Source organism: Sphingobacterium psychroaquaticum, from assembly GCF_900177625.1.
In the GTDB taxonomy this organism is placed as follows: Bacteria; Bacteroidota; Bacteroidia; order Sphingobacteriales; family Sphingobacteriaceae; genus Sphingobacterium; species Sphingobacterium psychroaquaticum.
The window spans coordinates 545,791-562,590 of the sequence record NZ_FXAU01000001.1 but is presented as its reverse complement, the minus strand read 5'-3'; the positions used below and the strand labels follow the sequence as shown (position 1 = coordinate 562,590).

The 16,800-nt window shown below is 42.6% G+C and carries 10 protein-coding genes; 1 reads left to right on the top strand and 9 read right to left on the bottom strand.

Annotated features, from left to right (window positions below; genetic code table 11):
* Window positions 1-133: 133 nt before the first annotated feature.
* The 6 genes from B9Y69_RS02155 to B9Y69_RS02130 form a co-directional block, all read right to left on the bottom strand.
* Window positions 134-1,522: a DUF4434 domain-containing protein gene (locus B9Y69_RS02155; RefSeq protein WP_085471968.1), complete on the bottom strand. Its 1,389-nt coding sequence runs from the start codon at window positions 1,520-1,522 to the stop codon at window positions 134-136.
* A gap of 14 nt (window positions 1,523-1,536) precedes the next feature.
* Window positions 1,537-2,550, bottom strand: a complete 1,014-nt coding sequence (locus B9Y69_RS02150) for a glycerophosphodiester phosphodiesterase family protein (protein ID WP_200811731.1) — start codon at window positions 2,548-2,550, stop codon at window positions 1,537-1,539.
* Between the two features lie 22 nt (window positions 2,551-2,572).
* Window positions 2,573-3,952: a calcineurin-like phosphoesterase C-terminal domain-containing protein gene (locus B9Y69_RS02145; protein ID WP_159451791.1), complete on the bottom strand. Its 1,380-nt coding sequence runs from the start codon at window positions 3,950-3,952 to the stop codon at window positions 2,573-2,575.
* Between the two features lie 61 nt (window positions 3,953-4,013).
* Entirely contained in the window at window positions 4,014-5,564 is a 1,551-nt protein-coding gene (locus tag B9Y69_RS02140) for an ADP-ribosylglycohydrolase family protein (protein ID WP_085471354.1), read from the bottom strand.
* A gap of 40 nt (window positions 5,565-5,604) precedes the next feature.
* Window positions 5,605-6,786, bottom strand: a complete 1,182-nt coding sequence (locus B9Y69_RS02135) for a n-acyl-d-glucosamine 2-epimerase (RefSeq protein ID WP_085471353.1) — start codon at window positions 6,784-6,786, stop codon at window positions 5,605-5,607.
* 35 nt (window positions 6,787-6,821) lie between these two features.
* The gene (locus B9Y69_RS02130) at window positions 6,822-8,225 is read right to left on the bottom strand and encodes a sugar porter family MFS transporter (protein ID WP_085471352.1); all 1,404 of its coding nucleotides are present in this window, start codon (window positions 8,223-8,225) and stop codon (window positions 6,822-6,824) included.
* Window positions 8,226-8,709: 484 nt separating this feature from the next.
* Here B9Y69_RS02130 and B9Y69_RS02125 point away from each other — a divergent pair, with 484 nt between their 5' ends.
* On the top strand, window positions 8,710-9,843 hold the full coding sequence (locus tag B9Y69_RS02125) for an NAD(P)-binding domain-containing protein (protein ID WP_085471351.1): 1,134 nt from the start codon (window positions 8,710-8,712) through the stop codon (window positions 9,841-9,843).
* Between the two features lie 62 nt (window positions 9,844-9,905).
* Here B9Y69_RS02125 and B9Y69_RS02120 read toward each other — a convergent pair whose 3' ends face one another.
* From B9Y69_RS02120 to B9Y69_RS02105, 3 genes are all read right to left on the bottom strand, one after another.
* Window positions 9,906-10,661: an SDR family oxidoreductase gene (locus B9Y69_RS02120; RefSeq protein ID WP_085471350.1), complete on the bottom strand. Its 756-nt coding sequence runs from the start codon at window positions 10,659-10,661 to the stop codon at window positions 9,906-9,908.
* Window positions 10,662-11,253: 592 nt separating this feature from the next.
* Complete coding sequence (locus tag B9Y69_RS02110; protein WP_085471348.1) at window positions 11,254-13,044, bottom strand: mechanosensitive ion channel domain-containing protein; 1,791 nt, start codon at window positions 13,042-13,044, stop codon at window positions 11,254-11,256.
* A gap of 101 nt (window positions 13,045-13,145) precedes the next feature.
* A complete protein-coding gene (locus tag B9Y69_RS02105; RefSeq protein ID WP_085471347.1) occupies window positions 13,146-16,583 on the bottom strand; it encodes a pyruvate carboxylase in 3,438 nt (1,145 codons plus the stop codon).
* Between the last annotated feature and the right edge of the window lie 217 nt (window positions 16,584-16,800).

Here is a 16,800-nt window from a genome sequence, read left to right as displayed (position 1 = left end):
TTTATTTTAAAATAGATGCACAATATTATTTTTTTTTAAAATACAAAAAGAGCAAAATAAATTATTTAAGCATAACTTCATACGCAGTTAACATACACGGATAATTAGCCGTAAAAGATTAAGAAAAAGGCTCTTATTTGCTTTTCTGGGTGTTAAGGATTTTCTTGAGATACTGCTGATAATCGCGAAACAAATCCAGTGTTCGAGGTTCCCCTATACGGATCGACATTTTAGGATCATTAAACACCCCAGGAAATTGATAACACAGAATTTTTTCAAAATTCTGAAACAAGTTAAGGTCATGAATGATTTCTTCCATCGGGCGTGGGTATAAGGATTGATCTTCATTAAACAGAAATGTCTCCAAATCGAACCATAAATGGGATCCTGCCGCGTCACATAACGACTGCAATAAATCCGCTGACTCTTTGTCTGTTAAATCACCTTCTGGCATCCGTGCAAAACCAAATGGACAAAGGATGTCTAGGTTTTGTAATAAAGCGGGATAGGTATCAAGACCTTGTGGCACCTGCATACTATTCGTTGCCAGCATAATCGGCTTCGCGGGTGCTATATCATTACAGTAGGCTTTAAATTCCCGAAAGAAATTAACGATTTCATTTTTTCGTTGCATCCTTTTGGCTTCCGTTTGTTCCCAGTTATCCAAATTCCCTCCACTTTCTTCCGAAACGTAAAATCCATAAAAAGAGCGATGATGCCCATATTTATCCCACAGCTCCTTTGCTACTTTTTTATGCCATTCCAAAGACTCTTTCGTAAAATCAAACCAGGCAAACATCCCTACACCAACGAAAACATGCATATTCAACTTGTCCGCTTCCGCGAGCATCGCTTCTACCGGATCATGTGCTGTAATCGGCATCTTTGAAGGATAAATATCCGAGGGATAAAAGGCTTTTCCAGTATAATTTTCGACTGTCGTTTGATGCTTGCCCACATATTCCTCCTGACGAAAAACCTCCTGGATAACGATAATATCCATTTTCAATTTATGCATCCCCTGTACCATCTCTCCCCACTGTGCATCGGTCATCTTTTGGATATCTTTATTCCAGTGCTTTCCTTCGGTTTCGCTCCAATGGTAAATGCCTGCCCAAGCGCCGTCGATTAATCGCGTTGATCGAATATCTGAATCCAATACTTCAATATCTTTAATTTCACGGTACGTTCGTTTCCCGTCCGTTACCGTTAAGATAACCCGGTTTTTACCGACAAGATTTGTTGTTGGTAAAACATGTTTTACTTCGTAGGCCTTACCTGGAGGTATTTCTTTTTTGGAAAAATGCAACAGGCTTTCCGACTTCTCTTCTTGCAAGTAGATACGTACCTCTACGACCTTGCTACGCTCCTCTTCATTGCGCAAGCCGGCACGAATGTCCAGATCAACCTTATTGGTAATCGTGGAGGGTGGTATCAAAGTCAAGGAAATACCATCCTTAGCATGCAAAACTGATGGTGAGAAAAGCCATAAAATAAGGCCTAAAAAAAATAGATTCTTCATGTTACTATGTTTCATTATTTTAATTGATTGATTAGGTGGAGCAGCAGTTCGGGTTCATCCGTGGTAATCATATCTACGTCACTCCTCAAATACTTCAAAAGCTCTTGTTCTTCATTCACGGTCCATACATTGGTAGTTAAGCCTAGCCTTTTCGCTTTCTCCACCAATTCGGTATCTTTTCTATATTTATAGAAATCGTAATCCAGACCGGTTATCCCATCTTTCTTCAGTTCCTCAACCGTCTTATCCCCATAGAGGTATGCGGTCTTCGCAGATTTATCCAATTCGCGAATACGCTTCAGAACCGCATAATCGAAGCTGATATATTCTATGTAAGCCTGCGCCTTCATGCGGTGAACAATAGAGATGACAGAATCTGCTAATGCCAATGCTTTTCCAGTCGGAGAAGGCTTTATCTCCAAGACCATCTTGGTTTTATTCTGTTTCGTCGCTATGGTGATAAATTCAACTAGAGAAGGAACCGGATCGCCATTTGATAACGTAGAAGCGTATAGATCTTTTGCTGTCGACTCCTCCACAGTCAGCCCACCAATATGTGGATCATGTGATAGTACGACAACGCCATCTCCCGAAAGCCAGACATCAAATTCAGATCCTTCACATCCCAGTTCTACTGCGTGCTGAAACGAACGGATAGAATTTTGCATTACCCCAACTTTTCGCCATGCTCCACGGTGCGCTATCACTTTGTTGGTCAAAAACTCATCCTTCACCAATTCAAATGGATACGATTTCCCCGAGATTTGTAAGGTAATACCAAACGCATGCCCCCCTTTCCCTGCATACAAGGCACGCCCTTTACGCAGCCGGATGACACCATCCTCGGAAACATTAAAAAGCTTTGACGTATCATGTATAAGCTTCACACGTGCTACTTTAGCATCATTTACAGCTATTACCCGTCCAATGACCGCCCCTTTTTTCGCAAGCGGAATGCGATAATTGTCTAACGTAACGTAACGATGAGTAACCACTTGGCCATGCAATACGGAACTTAGAAAAAGCATAAATAAGACCGTTAACGACCTTTTAATCTTTTTTGTGTTGTACATATGTTGTATATTTTTTCCCAAAACGATCCTGCACTTCGATTTGGATTTTACTGTTTACTTTTTTAGGTTTTGCAGCGAACAGATGATTAGTCTCGGTTGTCCAAATCCAGCTGTAATCATAGCTGCTTTTATTTTTCACAATATCTGCCGTGGTCTGCGGATCTCGACCTACATAATTTTCCATATCTCCCATGTAGATACCATCTTCATACCATACCACCTTCCAATGGGGGTCATAATTCCACACCAAAGCTGTAATTTCCTCCATTCGTTCAGGATTCGTTCCTACAGGATAAGTCCTAAATTGTATATCTGCTGGAGAACCAATGGCCTTATAATACCAACTTAATTCATCTCCATCTGCGAGGTACACGGTATACCCGGGCGGTGTACCATCCGCACACTCGGGTCCTTGCCAAAAAATTCCGGAAACCGAGGCTTGTGTATGCTCCCAAATATTAGGCGCCGGATGATGATGATCATGTAAATGTGTATGTCCTGAAATAATGTGAACACGATAATTAGCGAGTATGGCATATAGAACTGCCGCGTTCTGCAGCACCTGTTGTGCATCGTTCTTTCGGAAATACACGGTGCTTGTCGGAATATGCAAAGCCACAACAACCGTACTACCGGGGCTTACAAATTTCAAATCTTGTTGCAACCATGCTAACACTTCCTCCGACAAATAACCAACATACGAAGCCCCTTTACCGAGATAAAACACATCATCCAACACGATGTAATGGATCTTTCCCCGATTAAAAGAATAGTAAGTCGGCCCAAAGTTTGCCTGAAACAAAACGGATGCCGTTTCATGGCTTCGTGTGCCCAGTTCCAGATCGTGGTTTCCCTTCACATAAAAAAACGGAAGAGATGTGCGGGCAAAAAGTTCCTTGACCGGATTCAGCAAGGCTGGCTTATCGCCGGTGATATCGCCAAGCACCATCCCATGCACCGGCAATCCGGGCAAAGAGGTTTTGACATGCTGCATAAGATCCTCCATATAGGAATCACATACCCTTACATCGCGATCTTTGTATACTTGCGGATCTCCGATAGCAACCATAGCATGCTTTTCATCTGATGTTGTTTTTTGCACATAAAAATCATAGGTCTGCGCCTTATCATCTGCTGTATTTAATGCTTGGTAAAACTGAGGGATCCCCCGCGCTTTACCCATGGAATAACCAGCTGGAATCGTAATAAAAATATGGATTGCCTGAGGTGCGGTCATCAACTGATAAGCGCCTTCAGAATCAGTCTGTACGACGGCAAAGCCGTCGCTTACGCTCACCCCTGCTACCGCTCGCCCGTCTACAGTCTTTACTACGCCCGATACAGATTTCGCAAGCATAATATGCGCCCAACATATAAACGTCGCGAATAATAAAAATACACGTAGCCTTCCCTTCATCTTACTTCGTTTGCGGTCCTTCACGATAGATTAAATAATCACCGAAATAAAGTTGGATTTCTGGCCTAGGTGTTACAAGCCGAACTTCCACTTGATGTTTTGTATCGGTTAACTGATAACGCCAAAATAGCTCAGGTCTACGGTCATTAGCTTGCGTATATAAGGTCGCGGTCTCCACCAGCTTACCATCAATATATAAACCCGCTTGCGCTGTTTGATCGGGCAGCTGTGAATCGGTTTTAATAAGATGACCGCTGATAACGACACCTTTACCCTCAAATTCAAAAGTAAAAGTATCATCATATCGCTTACCGACCTTCACTCTATCGGTCGGAAAATGACCGGCAAAATTCTCCTCATAAGCCACTGCTACGGGATGTTGCAGTGGAATATCTACCATTTCGGGATGTAGTGTTCCGCCATTTTTTTCAATATTGGCCAAAGCAAGCTTCATATTGACTTCATAGATATCATGCAATGCGTACGCTGTAAAACTGAACGGTTTATCTTCTGCTTTCTTTAACGAAGATAGCCACGGTTCAGGTATCTGGCTGTAGCCTTTCATTGTCCCAATAATTCCACATGCAGTGGCGGGATTACAATCAGAATCCTGCCCCGCCCTTGTGGCAATATCCATTGTTTTGAAAAAGTCTCCTTGTCCATACAGCAAGGCCATCACCACATAAGCAGCATTTAATTTAGCGTCAATACTCAATGGATGAAAGACACCGTTTGGACAACCGATATCTTCAGACCATTTTTTCTGAATCTCCCACCACGTAGCTTTCCAATCTTTTGGATTGCGCTTGTGGAAAGCGATAACATCCGTAATACATTGGTAAAATTTACTTGGCTTCGGAATTGCAGTTAACGCTTCGCCCACAATCCGTGCAACATCATGATGCCTAAAAGCAAGGGCATACATATTAGCGACATATACCCCGCCATAATATCCGTCGCCAGAGGCGATCATCCGACCGGTACGTTCACAAATACTTGAGGCGGCTTGTGGAAGAGCCGGACTTATCAATCCGGCAAAATCCGCTTCTATTTGAAAGTCTATATCATCGGCATGCGGATTATGTAACCAATGCCCTGCCTCTAGAGGCGGAACACCATTTCTCAGATTATAACGAGCCACCTGATTGGCGTGCCAGAGCTCATATTCTTTACCTATAAATGCCTGGGCAAAAGAGTCGATTGGAGCCTCTAACCCTAAGCGATCAAATACTTCTAGAAAAGTCAAATCCACATAGACATCGTCATACAGGCCCGGAAATTCCCGCATCGCTCTATTGATATAATCATCTTCCCATGGAATCTTCTCATAATCCTGTATAAAAGTTCCTTGATAAATAAACTCACTCGGCCATCCATAAGTCACACCAATCGTCTGTCCTGCCCAACCGCCTTTAATTTTATCCAAGAGAACTTTTTTTGATAAAGAAAACATGGATTTTGCCTTGGTCTTATCTTGCGCCTTTACCATAACAGTAGCGCACTGCAACAGCAACAAGCCGCAACCAAGAAATATATATTTTAATTGTCTCATAGGTATACAGATTTAGTTCTTTTTATGTACTATTCTTACTTTACGAAGAGGGTCTCTCCGCTAATTCCTCCAACACTTTCCAACATTGATAAAGTCCCCGTGGAATATGAAAACAACCTTTCCACTTCCCTCCTTTTAATGGGATGAGCACTTCCCCCTGCCGATTTAAATAACCAAACCATTCGGGGTATTGGGTATCTTTAAAGTGCGTCCAGGTGTAATCGTGGACACGTTCAAACCAAGCTAAACATTCCTTCGAACCTGTTAATTGATATCCCTTTATGAGAGAGATTAGCGTTTCCACATGAACCCACCATAGTTTCTGGTCCCATTCCAATTGCTGTGGTGGTCGCCCTAATCGGTCCAAGAAATAAAAGATACCACCATGCTCATGATCCCAACCATATTTCACCATATTTAAGGTAATTTCAACCGCTTTTTCGATCAATTCTTTCCGCTCTAAACGAACTCCCAGATCCATTATAAACCACATAGCTTCTATGCTATGCCCCGGATTAACGAGCCGTCCCTCGAACGTATCAGATAAAGCACCATCCTTATCCACATTCTCGATCACAATACCGCCCAACTCCGGTCGGTAGAAGACATGAAGCACCTCATGTAAACATTCTTCAATCAATGTATCCAATAACGCAGGAGGCAAAAGATGTTCTATTTCCAGTGCGAGATTACACAGGATCATCGGAAGGGTAAAGTTCTTGAGGTCTCTTGTTCCGGGAACTATTTTACTCCAAGGACCTTTTGGGTTATCAACCTTAGCGCGAATAATATCAAATGTCTTCTTCGCTACCTCAGCATAATATGGGTTTCCAGTCGCTAAGCTGAGTTGTCCAAACGCTATTGTTGCAAACGTATAGGAAAAGATGTTGTAGGGTTGCGTCAGTGGGTTCCCTTTTCGATCCAGCGAGAAGTACCAATTAAAATCCCCATCATGACCATGCTCAAGTAAAAAAGTAGCTCCATGTTCGGCAGCATCTAACCACTCCTGTTTCTGTTCCACTTTATTGTACAAGGAGGCAAACATATAAACCTCACGCGCCTGCAGCCACATAAACTTATCGGTATCAAACACTTCACCTTTCTGATCAAGACAGGTGAAATATCCACCATATACTTTATCAAGTGAATTTTTCAACCAAAAAGGCATAACATTCTCTAACAGTTCTGTTTTATACTGTTCACTTAATTTTTTAAAATCCATTTATTGTAGGTTTATATTTTTTTTGCTGCTATTAATTAATGTATCCAATGACGTTCTATTTCTTCGAGTGATTTCCCTGTCGTTTCAGGAACCAACTTCCACACAATGAGCATGTAAGGCACGCACATCACCGCAAAAAGAAGAAATGTTCCTCCTGGGGTAAGATTCACCAATAGCCAAGGCGTCAGCTGTCCGACTAAATAGGTTCCAACCCATAGCGATAGCCCCGCGACCGACATGGCAACACCGCGGATATTATTAGGATACATTTCAGACAGTAGCACCCAGATTACAGCAGAAATAGAAATCGCACAGCTAAAGACATAGGCTAGAAAACAAACCAACATAAAGGCACTTGGCAAACCTATTTCTTTACCCCATATGAAATAAATACTGATGAGAAGGAGAAAAAAGATCATGGCCGAAACGCCCAAATAAACCAGCCTTTTTCGGCCCACTTTATCAATGACAAAAACAGCCAATATCGTAGTCAGTACATTCACCAAACCAACAATTACTTGATAAAATAGCGAGTCACCTCCAGACAGACCGCTACTTTCAAAAATTGTAGGACCATAGTACAATACCGCATTAACCCCCATAAACTGACCAAGAATAGCAATAGCTGCACCTATCCATACAGCCTTACGAACGCCTGGCTCTTTGAGTAACTTCCAATTCTGTTGCTGTCCAGCGCTACTACGCACATCCTTAATTTTCGCTACTTCTAGTTCAGCCACAGACTTCGAACGATATACACGGGTAAGCACGGTTTCAGCTTGCGAAAGCTCCCCTCGTAGAACCAGCCACCTCGGGCTCTCGGGAATAAAGAATAAGACGATAAAAAAGAATATGGCTGGGATTCCAGAAATACCCAGCATACCGCGCCACACCTCTTCATGAAAAATCCAACGCAGCCAACCCTCTTGTAGATTTGCTCCGCCTTCTAAGGAAAAATTTAGGAGTACATAATTTACCAGATATGCCCCTAGAAACCCAATCGTTACTGCCAGCTGATATAAAGAAACTAATCGGCCCCGATATTGAGGTACCGAAAGCTCCGAAATATACATGGGTGAAATAATAGATACGACACCAATCCCTATTCCTCCGATTACGCGCGCATAGATTAATTGTTGAAAATTTGGAGCAAAGGCGCAGTAAAGTGCGGAGACAGCGAACAAAATGGCTGCAATAAAAAGCGCTTTACGGCGACCAAGCCGATCGCCCAAATATCCTCCACAAAGTACGCCAATGATGGACCCTACTAATGCACACCCAACATACCATCCTTGGGAAACGGTATCCAAACTAAATTGGGTCGAAACTTGGATAATGGTACCGGAGATTACCGCGGTATCATAGCCAAATAGAAAACCGCCAATTGCGGCCACTACCGATAAAAATGCGATGTAATTTAAATTAACTGATTGGTTCATATTTTTCGTTTTCTGAGATATGTAAATTGTTTTTTAGGTTTTTTAAATACGATGTAAAGGAGGAAGGGCCCTGGAGAATGTACCATGGTTTATACGCACTGATGCCCACATGTTGGATAATTGATTTCATAAATAAGTTTGACGTGTTGGTAATTAGTTCATTAGATAAACCGAGACTAATTTATAAATTATTTTTAAAATACATGGATTTATTTAAAATATTTTTTATTTAACAAAACTATATATGTAATAATAATATTATATACAGCTTTATGTTAAATAAAAATTAATTATCATTCCAGTGATTTAGGAGTCGATAATGCGCCTTTCAAGTCAATACAGGGAGTTCTAGTTCGAGAAAACAAGCGGCGTTGGGATGAGATTTGTGGAATTAATAGCTACTTTTCGTAACTTGTATAAGTCGATGTTGTGTTTTATAATAATCGGCTTTGACCTATTCAAAATTTAAAAGAGACGTTAAGAAATGGAAACGCAGAACAATATACAAACCACGGATTCCATCGCAGTCAGTAAAGTGGTTCCGGATTTATTTTATAAAGTCGATATTGTGGTGATTGGCGCGGGTCAAGCAGGACTTTCTGCCGCGTACCATTTAAAGCGTCAGGGTATCGAACCTGGGAAAGGCTTTGTGGTGTTGGATGATGAATTCAGTGCAGGAGGTGCGTGGCAGCACCGATGGGATTCGTTGACATTGAGCACCGTGAACGGTATCAATGATCTCCCTGGATTAGCTTTTGCAGATGTCGTCAATACCAGCGACCACGAGTTACAAGCAAATACGGCTATTCCACAGTACTATGAGGCATACGAAAAGGAATTTGAACTTCCTGTCATTCGCCCTATCCGTGTACATGAGGTGACAGAGCGCAATGGTCGCTTTATCATTCGCACCAATGGCGTGCAATTCAATGCGCGAGGCATCATCAATGCAACCGGAACCTGGAAGACCCCTAATTGTCCACGTTATCCGGGATGGGAAAAATTCCAAGGTAGGCAACTACACACGGGGGAGTATAAAAATGCACAAGAATTTATTGGAAAACACGTCATTATCGTCGGTGGTGGTATTTCAGCGGTTCAATTATTGGGGGAAGTTTCAGCTGTAACCCAAACAACTTGGGTCGCCCGGAGACCGCCAGATTTCAGACCTTATAAATTCACGCCAGAGCTGGGACGCGATGCCGTTGCACTGGTGGAAGAACGAGTGCGGGAAGGCTTACCGGTCACTTCGGTCGTCTCCGTAACCGGGCTTCCAATCACCCCAGCTATACAAGAAATGTTGGATACGGGCACGTTAGATTGGAACCCCATGTTCGATGAGATTACAGAAACAGGCGTCCGTTGGGCCGATGGCCGAACCTTAGATGCCGATGTTATTTTTTGGAATACTGGTTTCCGTCACTCCTTGGATCACCTCGCCGCTCTGCATCTGCAAAATGATCAAGGTGGCATTGAAATGTCAGGAACTTTAGCGACTCAGGTCGTAAAAGATCCGCGCATACATCTCACGGGTTATGGTCCTTCCGCTTCCACCATTGGGGCAAACCGAGCGGGACGTGCCGCGGCTAAAGAATTGATTGCATACCTGCAGCTATAAAACAAGAAGGCGCCAGTAATCCAAACCGACGCCTTCTATTACTTCCATGCGATGTGTATACCTTAGCCCTCGATAGCCGTCATTCCTGCATCGACCGCAAGTTCGGCACCATGAATGTAGGTCGCCTCCACCGAAGCTAAAAAAAGTACAGCATCGGCAATTTCTTCAGGCTCTCCCTGCCGCTTCAAAGGGATAGTCGGGATTATGTTATCAATAGCCACAGCTATCTGCTCTGCATTCAAACCTGTGTTATTGAAAATATTGGTACGGATATGTCCCGGGCTAATTCCATTGACACGAATACCACGCGGAGCTAATTCCGCTGCAAAGGTCTTGATAAAAGATTGTACAGCAGATTTTGCCGCAGAGTATACCGAAAAATTAGATGTGCCTCGCTGTGTGACAAAAGAGGTGTTTAAGACGATTGCCCCTCCTGCACTCATCAATGGTAAAACCTGCTGAACGGTAAAAAAAGTTCCCTTGACCAACATATTGAAAAGCTCGTCAAAATGTTGTTCATCCACGTCTTCGACCCCTCCAAATCGACCATACCCTGCATTCACAAAAAGCAGGTCGATGGCATCGGTATACTTTTCAACCTCCGATCGAAGCTGCATCACATCAGCCATCGTCCCGGCATTAGACACCAGACCATGGGCTTGAGGTCCTAACTTGGATACCGCAATATCCACCGTTTCCATACTTCGTCCTGTTATAATGACCTTCCCCCCTTCATTAATAAATTTTTGGGCGGTCGCAAACCCCATTCCATTCGTTCCCCCCGTAATGAGAGCAACTTTATTTTTAAATCGTTCCATATCCTTACTGTTTTAAGATGAACCAAAATTCAGTAGAAACAAGGGACTAAAAAATCTGAAACATGCGAAGTTTGAAAACGAAATTATATTTCAAATAAAACTCATTTTAAAAATAAAATACTTATTTTAACATATTCACACCGCAAACAGGATTATAAATTCAAAAAATATGATATACAAAGAAAGTATAAACATAAGCGGGGCTATCCTTTTTCCATTTATTAGTGCAGTGGTCCTTATAGATGTATTCCGTGCTATTGTTTCCGCTGGTTTTTCAGCAATCGAAATACCAACGTCCTTTTTTGAGTACTTCAGCTATGCATTTCTTTTACTCGTAATATTAAACACGATAAATTGGGCTTATATCTATACCAGATATAAACTTGGGGATCAAACCATTCTTTACAAAACAGACTACTTATACTTTGCTTTATTAATTGCTGTCTTAGTTGTAGGAACAGGGCTCGCAATCGAATCAGAGAGGAGCGACAATAATATTTTTATCATAGCAGTTGTTCTTTTTTCGTGCTTCCGTATTTATCAATACATTATCCTATTTCGGAATAAAAGAAAAACGAAAGGATAAAACTATTTACTCCCCCGCTTTATACTGTGGAATAAAATCTGTCTTAGTGTACACGTGGGCTCCATTCATTTCAATACCTGCGGCCAAGAAGTCATCTAAAATCAACTGATAAATCTCCGATTTTGCCACGTCGATTTCACCAGATTGACTAATAAAGACATTGAGCTCGTATCGTACATAGAAATCGTCCAGCTTCTTTTGTAATACGAAAGGTGCTGGTGTGTCCCTTACGCGTGCCACGCGTGGTGGAATCGCGAGTAACATTTCATGGATACGATGCCATGATTCCTCATAACCAATTGTAATTTCCACTTGGAAGCATATCCCCTGATCGGAAAAAGTTGAATAGTTGATGGTATTCCCAGAAAGGACCGCCGAATTTGGAATAGTAATCTCCTCGTTTTTAATCGTTTGCAAACGCGTCACCAAGGGAGATTTCTCAATCACTACACCGGTTTTATCGCCGATCGTAATGCGATCCCCAATACGGAATGGACGCATGTAGGTAATTACTAAGCCCGCAATAACATTGGATATCGCTGACGAAGATCCTAAAGAAAACAAGACCCCAATAAAGACCGATATACCCTTGAAGATATCCGAATTTGCTCCCGGGAGATACGGAAAAATAAGCACCAAAGTAAAGGCATGCAGTAGAAAGCGAACAATCGTAAAAGTCGGCATCGCAAATTCTGGATGAAAACCATTAATCTCAAGCTTTCCTTTGTCTATTTCACTAAATATATACCGAACAAAACGTATACTGTAGCGCATTACGAATAGAATCACCACCACAGTAATCATGTCTGGAATGTAATGCCAGATTGCTAAAACTGCTTTTTTAAGAGGCTGTGTAAATAATCCTATTAAGTTATTCGCCCAGCTTTGTGTAAAAGGAAACACACTGAAAATAATCGGCAACATGATAAAGGCCATCAGGATAATCACCCCCCATCGCAGAATATTTATCACATTGATCAAGATTCGTGTTTTTTGCATCGAAGTAACCAACACATAATTCTTGATTTTGATATCCTTTATCCGTTCGGTTCGCTCCGCCAATATACGCTGTACACTATAACGTTTCAACCTGTTGATCAACAAGATTAAAAGATAAAACACAAATAGGATAAGAACAATGAGGCCACAACGAATCAATAACTTCGTAATGCTGTTATCTTCTCTTTCTTTCGTAATTGTTTCTTGAATACTTTTGAGATACTGGGCGGCAACCTCTTCCTTGGTCTTCTCTTCCAACAACGCATCCAATTCGGTGATCGAGGTAATAATTAGATCCTTATAAATAATATCGGCACTGATTTCATTATTCTCGATCGTAAAAGAATCGACATTAGCAAAGTCATCCTCATACAGGTTTTGTATACGCGCCACTACATTTTGAGCGCGATCTCTCGCTAAGGACGAACCAAGCTTGTTATATATATAAAAAATCGTATCTCGGAAAGGTGCGACCGCATAACGTTGTGTATTCTTTTTAATCGAATCTACTCTGATCTTCAACTGCTGCTTCCGGATACTATTTTCTTCCTCCAACTCACTAAGCTGTTGTTTAAGGCCCTGTCCTTTCGCACTATTCTGGCTTTTAAGTATGGTTATTTCATGCTGAAGCTTCGCCCGTTCGAGTGAGTCATTAATCTGCTGCTGTCGAATCTCATTGAGCATCACACTAAGACCAAGTTCTTTAGAATCCGTCGAATCGACCTCCTGTGCTACAAGTGGTGTAATGGTTGGAAAACAAAATAAGACAACAAGAAAAAGACTGTATAATGCGCGCATACTTCAGGTCGATAAAATATTAAAAAATGAGAAGGTGTATAAAATTTACGCTCGTTAAACACCTTCTCATTTATCTCGTATAACAAAGATAACAATGTTTTCTATTCCATTACTATGACCAGATCATTGGTATCGACCATAGATCCCCCAGAGAGTTCAATTCGTTTGACTGTTCCGCCAGAAACGGCACATACCGTAGACTCCATCTTCATCGCTTCAATAACAAAAAGGGGCGCATTTTCGGCAATGGTATCTCCTTCCTTCACATGTACTAAAGACAGAAGCCCGCGCAGCGGAGAACCAATATGTCGTGGATCAGCTGGATCACTCTTCACATTTGCCCTTCTTTCCACCGCTACACTGGCATCCTGAACCTCTATATTTCGGGTTTGTCCATTCAGCTTAAAGAACACGGTACGCCTTCCGTCTTCATCAGCCGGCCCTACAGCCGTGAGCTTCACCAGTAATGTTTTTCCTTGAGCAATTTCAACTGTTGTCTCCTCCCCAACCTCCATGCCATATAGAAAAATAGGTGTTGGAATGAGCGATACATCGCCATACTTACGTCGATTTTCCAGATAGTCTATGAAAACTTTTGGATAAAACTTGTAACTCAAATAATCTGTAAAAGACAATTGTTCACCATACTGATTTTTAAAGTCAATAAAATCCGTTTCGATAGCTAACGCTGGAAGATATTTATTCGGACGTTCGCTACTCGCGGACGCCCCTTTAAGCACGACTTGTTGCATCTTCGCCGGGAAGCCACCTTCGGGTTGACCAATATCGCCTTTAAAAAAGGAGATAACAGAATCTGGAAAAGACAAGGACTCACCTTTAGATAAAATATCATCGGCTACAAGGTTATTGGACACCATATATTGCGCCATATCTCCCACCACCTTGGAGCTTGGCGTTACCTTCACCACATCTCCAAACAAGAGATTAGCTTCGATGTAAGCCTTTTTAATTTCCGGAATCCGATCGCCCAACCCGAGCGCCGTTGCCTGTTGTTTCAGATTGGAATACTGTCCGCCTGGAATTTCATGTTGATAGACCTCAGCAGAACCGGCTACCATACCGGATTCGAACGGCGTGTAGTATTTACGAACGCTCTCCCAGTAGTTGCTATACGCTTGCAGACTATCCGCATCATATGGCTGATCCCGTTCTTGGAAACGCATCATTTCGACCACCGCATTGAAATTAGGTTGTGACGTTAATCCCGACAGGGAGCCCAATGCACAATCCACCACATCGACACCCGCTTCAATCGCTTTCAGATACGTCGCCGCTTGAACCGAAGACGTATCGTGCGTATGCAAGTGAATCGGAATAGCAACCGTATCGCGGAGGGCTGTTACCAGCTCCTGCGCAGCATAAGGTTTGAGTAAGCCCGACATATCTTTGATCGCCAACATATGAGCCCCTGCATTTTCGAGGTCCTTTGCCAGGCGCAGGTAATAATCCAAGTTGTATTTACTTCGCTTCGGATCCAATATATCACCGGTATAACACAGCGCTCCCTCCGCAATTCCGCCAGTTCGTTTACGAACCATTTCGATGCATGGCGCTATATTTTCCATCCAATTCAATGAATCGAAGATTCGGAATATATCGACTCCTGTTTCCCAACTTTTCTCCACAAAAGATTCAATCAAATTATCGGGATATGCCGAGTAACCAACGCCATTACAGCCACGGATAAGCATCTGCAGTAAAATATTTGGTATTGCTTCACGCAATTTAGCCAGTCGCTGCCAAGGGTCTTCCAGTTGAAAACGCAACGCCACATCAAAGGTCGCTCCCCCCCATACTTCCATACTAAATGTTTGCGGATGTGCTTTCGCAAATCCTTCGGCAACCTTCAGCATATCGTATGTACGCACCCTGGTTGCCAAAAGCGACTGATGCGCATCGCGGAATGTCGTGTCGGTATATTGAATCGCCTTCTCTTCCTTCAACCAAGTACACAAGCCTTCAGCGCCTAATTCGTTCAATCTATTTTTTGAGCCATAGGGGTAGCTTCTTACCGCATCAAAATGAGGTACCACCGGAATTTCCAAATCAAGCGGTCGCTTCCCTTTCACATCGGGGTTGCCATTTACGGCGGTATCGCCCAGAAAGTAAAGTAATCTCGTTCCCCGATCCAATCGTTTTGATGGTTTGAATAATTGCGGATTGTGGGCTAAAAAGCCGACATCAACCTGACCGGATAAAAATGCCGGATGCGTGATCAGATTCTCTAGGAAGCCGATATTACTCTTTACACCACGGATACGGAATTCACGCAATGCCCGATCCATCCGAAAAGCTGCTTCTTCCAATGTTTTTCCGTGCGTACTCACCTTCACCAACATGGAGTCAAAGAAAGGTCTCACTTTCATTCCGGCATACGCGCTCCCTTCATCCAGGCGTACTCCAAATCCAGCTGCCGTTCGGTATGTTACGATCGTACCATAATCCGGCCTGAAATCGTCTGCAGGGTCTTCGGTGGTTATACGACATTGAATAGCGTATCCATTTGTTTTGATCGCTTCCTGTTTACCTAGCGCCAGCGCACTATCCGAGAGTTTATAGCCCGATGCGATATACAATTGGGTGCGGATAAGATCCACCCCGGTAATCATTTCGGAGATCGTATGCTCCACCTGAATACGTGGGTTAACTTCGATAAAATAAATCTGTTCGTTGATGTCCACAAGAAACTCAACCGTGCCTACATTATCATACTTGGCGAGATGCGTAATACTTGTCGCATATTGATAGAGCTTATCCTTGGTCGCTTGCTGCAAATTACTCGCAGGCGCGACCTCCACCACTTTTTGAAACCGCCTTTGTACGGAACAGTCCCGCTCATACAGGTGCACGACATTTCCATACTTATCAGCGACAATCTGCACCTCAATATGTCGCGGATTTTCGATGTATTTTTCTAAGAAGACTGTACCATCTCCAAATGCATTGAGCGCTTCTTGTCTCGCACTATCAAAAGCGATTTCCAGATCGTCCCTGCTTCGGATTACACGCATCCCGCGGCCGCCCCCGCCGGCCGAAGCTTTCAGAATAACAGGATAACCAATTCGCTCCGCTTCTGCGCGCGTAATTTCAATAGCTGTTAATGGTGGATGACTACTTTCAATGATGGGTACACCTGCCGCAACCGCAACTTCCTTGGACCGGACTTTATCGCCTAATCGCTCCATCACCTCCGGTGAAGGACCAATAAAGAGGATTCCTTCTTCAGCGCATCGACGCGCAAACTGACTATTTTCGGAAAGGAAACCATAACCTGGGTGAATCGCGTCAGCGCCGCATTTCTTTGCTGTCCGCAAAATGGTCTCCATATCGAGGTATGGCTTTAAAGGATCACCATCGCTGCCTACTTGGTAGGCCTCATCGGCTTTGTATCGATGCAAGGAGTATCGATCTTCAAATGTAAAAATAGCAACCGTAGCAACCCCGAGCTCGTTGCAGGCTCTGCTAATGCGGATAGCGATCTCGCCTCTGTTGGCAATAAGTACTTTCTTGATGTTCATACTAGTTTATAAGTTTAAAATGGTGTTTTATGCCTGCCTAAAACGAACATCTATTTAGACAGACAATTTATCGCTGATCAAAAAATAAAGCAATAAATCTTTTATAAAATCGAGTATAAACAAAACAATACCCAACCATAAAACATAAATTTAGTATATTATTTTCAAAAAGAGTTATTTTAAAGAAAAACATGGAGGAAGTGCTTCTTTTTTCAAT

What these genes read in the sequence shown, in the direction of transcription:
- B9Y69_RS02135 (WP_085471353.1), bottom strand. Translation starts at nt 6,786, where the DNA reads ATGGATTTTAAAAAATTAAGTGAACAGTATAAAACAGAACTGTTAGAG.
- B9Y69_RS02155 (WP_085471968.1), bottom strand. Translation starts at nt 1,522, where the DNA reads ATGAAGAATCTATTTTTTTTAGGCCTTATTTTATGGCTTTTCTCACCA.
- B9Y69_RS02105 (WP_085471347.1), bottom strand. Translation starts at nt 16,583, where the DNA reads ATGAACATCAAGAAAGTACTTATTGCCAACAGAGGCGAGATCGCTATC.
- B9Y69_RS02130 (WP_085471352.1), bottom strand. Translation starts at nt 8,225, where the DNA reads ATGAACCAATCAGTTAATTTAAATTACATCGCATTTTTATCGGTAGTG.
- B9Y69_RS02150 (WP_200811731.1), bottom strand. Translation starts at nt 2,550, where the DNA reads ATGCTTTTTCTAAGTTCCGTATTGCATGGCCAAGTGGTTACTCATCGT.
- B9Y69_RS02120 (WP_085471350.1), bottom strand. Translation starts at nt 10,661, where the DNA reads ATGGAACGATTTAAAAATAAAGTTGCTCTCATTACGGGGGGAACGAAT.
- B9Y69_RS02110 (WP_085471348.1), bottom strand. Translation starts at nt 13,044, where the DNA reads ATGCGCGCATTATACAGTCTTTTTCTTGTTGTCTTATTTTGTTTTCCA.
- B9Y69_RS02145 (WP_159451791.1), bottom strand. Translation starts at nt 3,952, where the DNA reads ATGCTTGCGAAATCTGTATCGGGCGTAGTAAAGACTGTAGACGGGCGA.
- B9Y69_RS02140 (WP_085471354.1), bottom strand. Translation starts at nt 5,564, where the DNA reads ATGAGACAATTAAAATATATATTTCTTGGTTGCGGCTTGTTGCTGTTG.
- B9Y69_RS02125 (WP_085471351.1), top strand. Translation starts at nt 8,710, where the DNA reads ATGGAAACGCAGAACAATATACAAACCACGGATTCCATCGCAGTCAGT.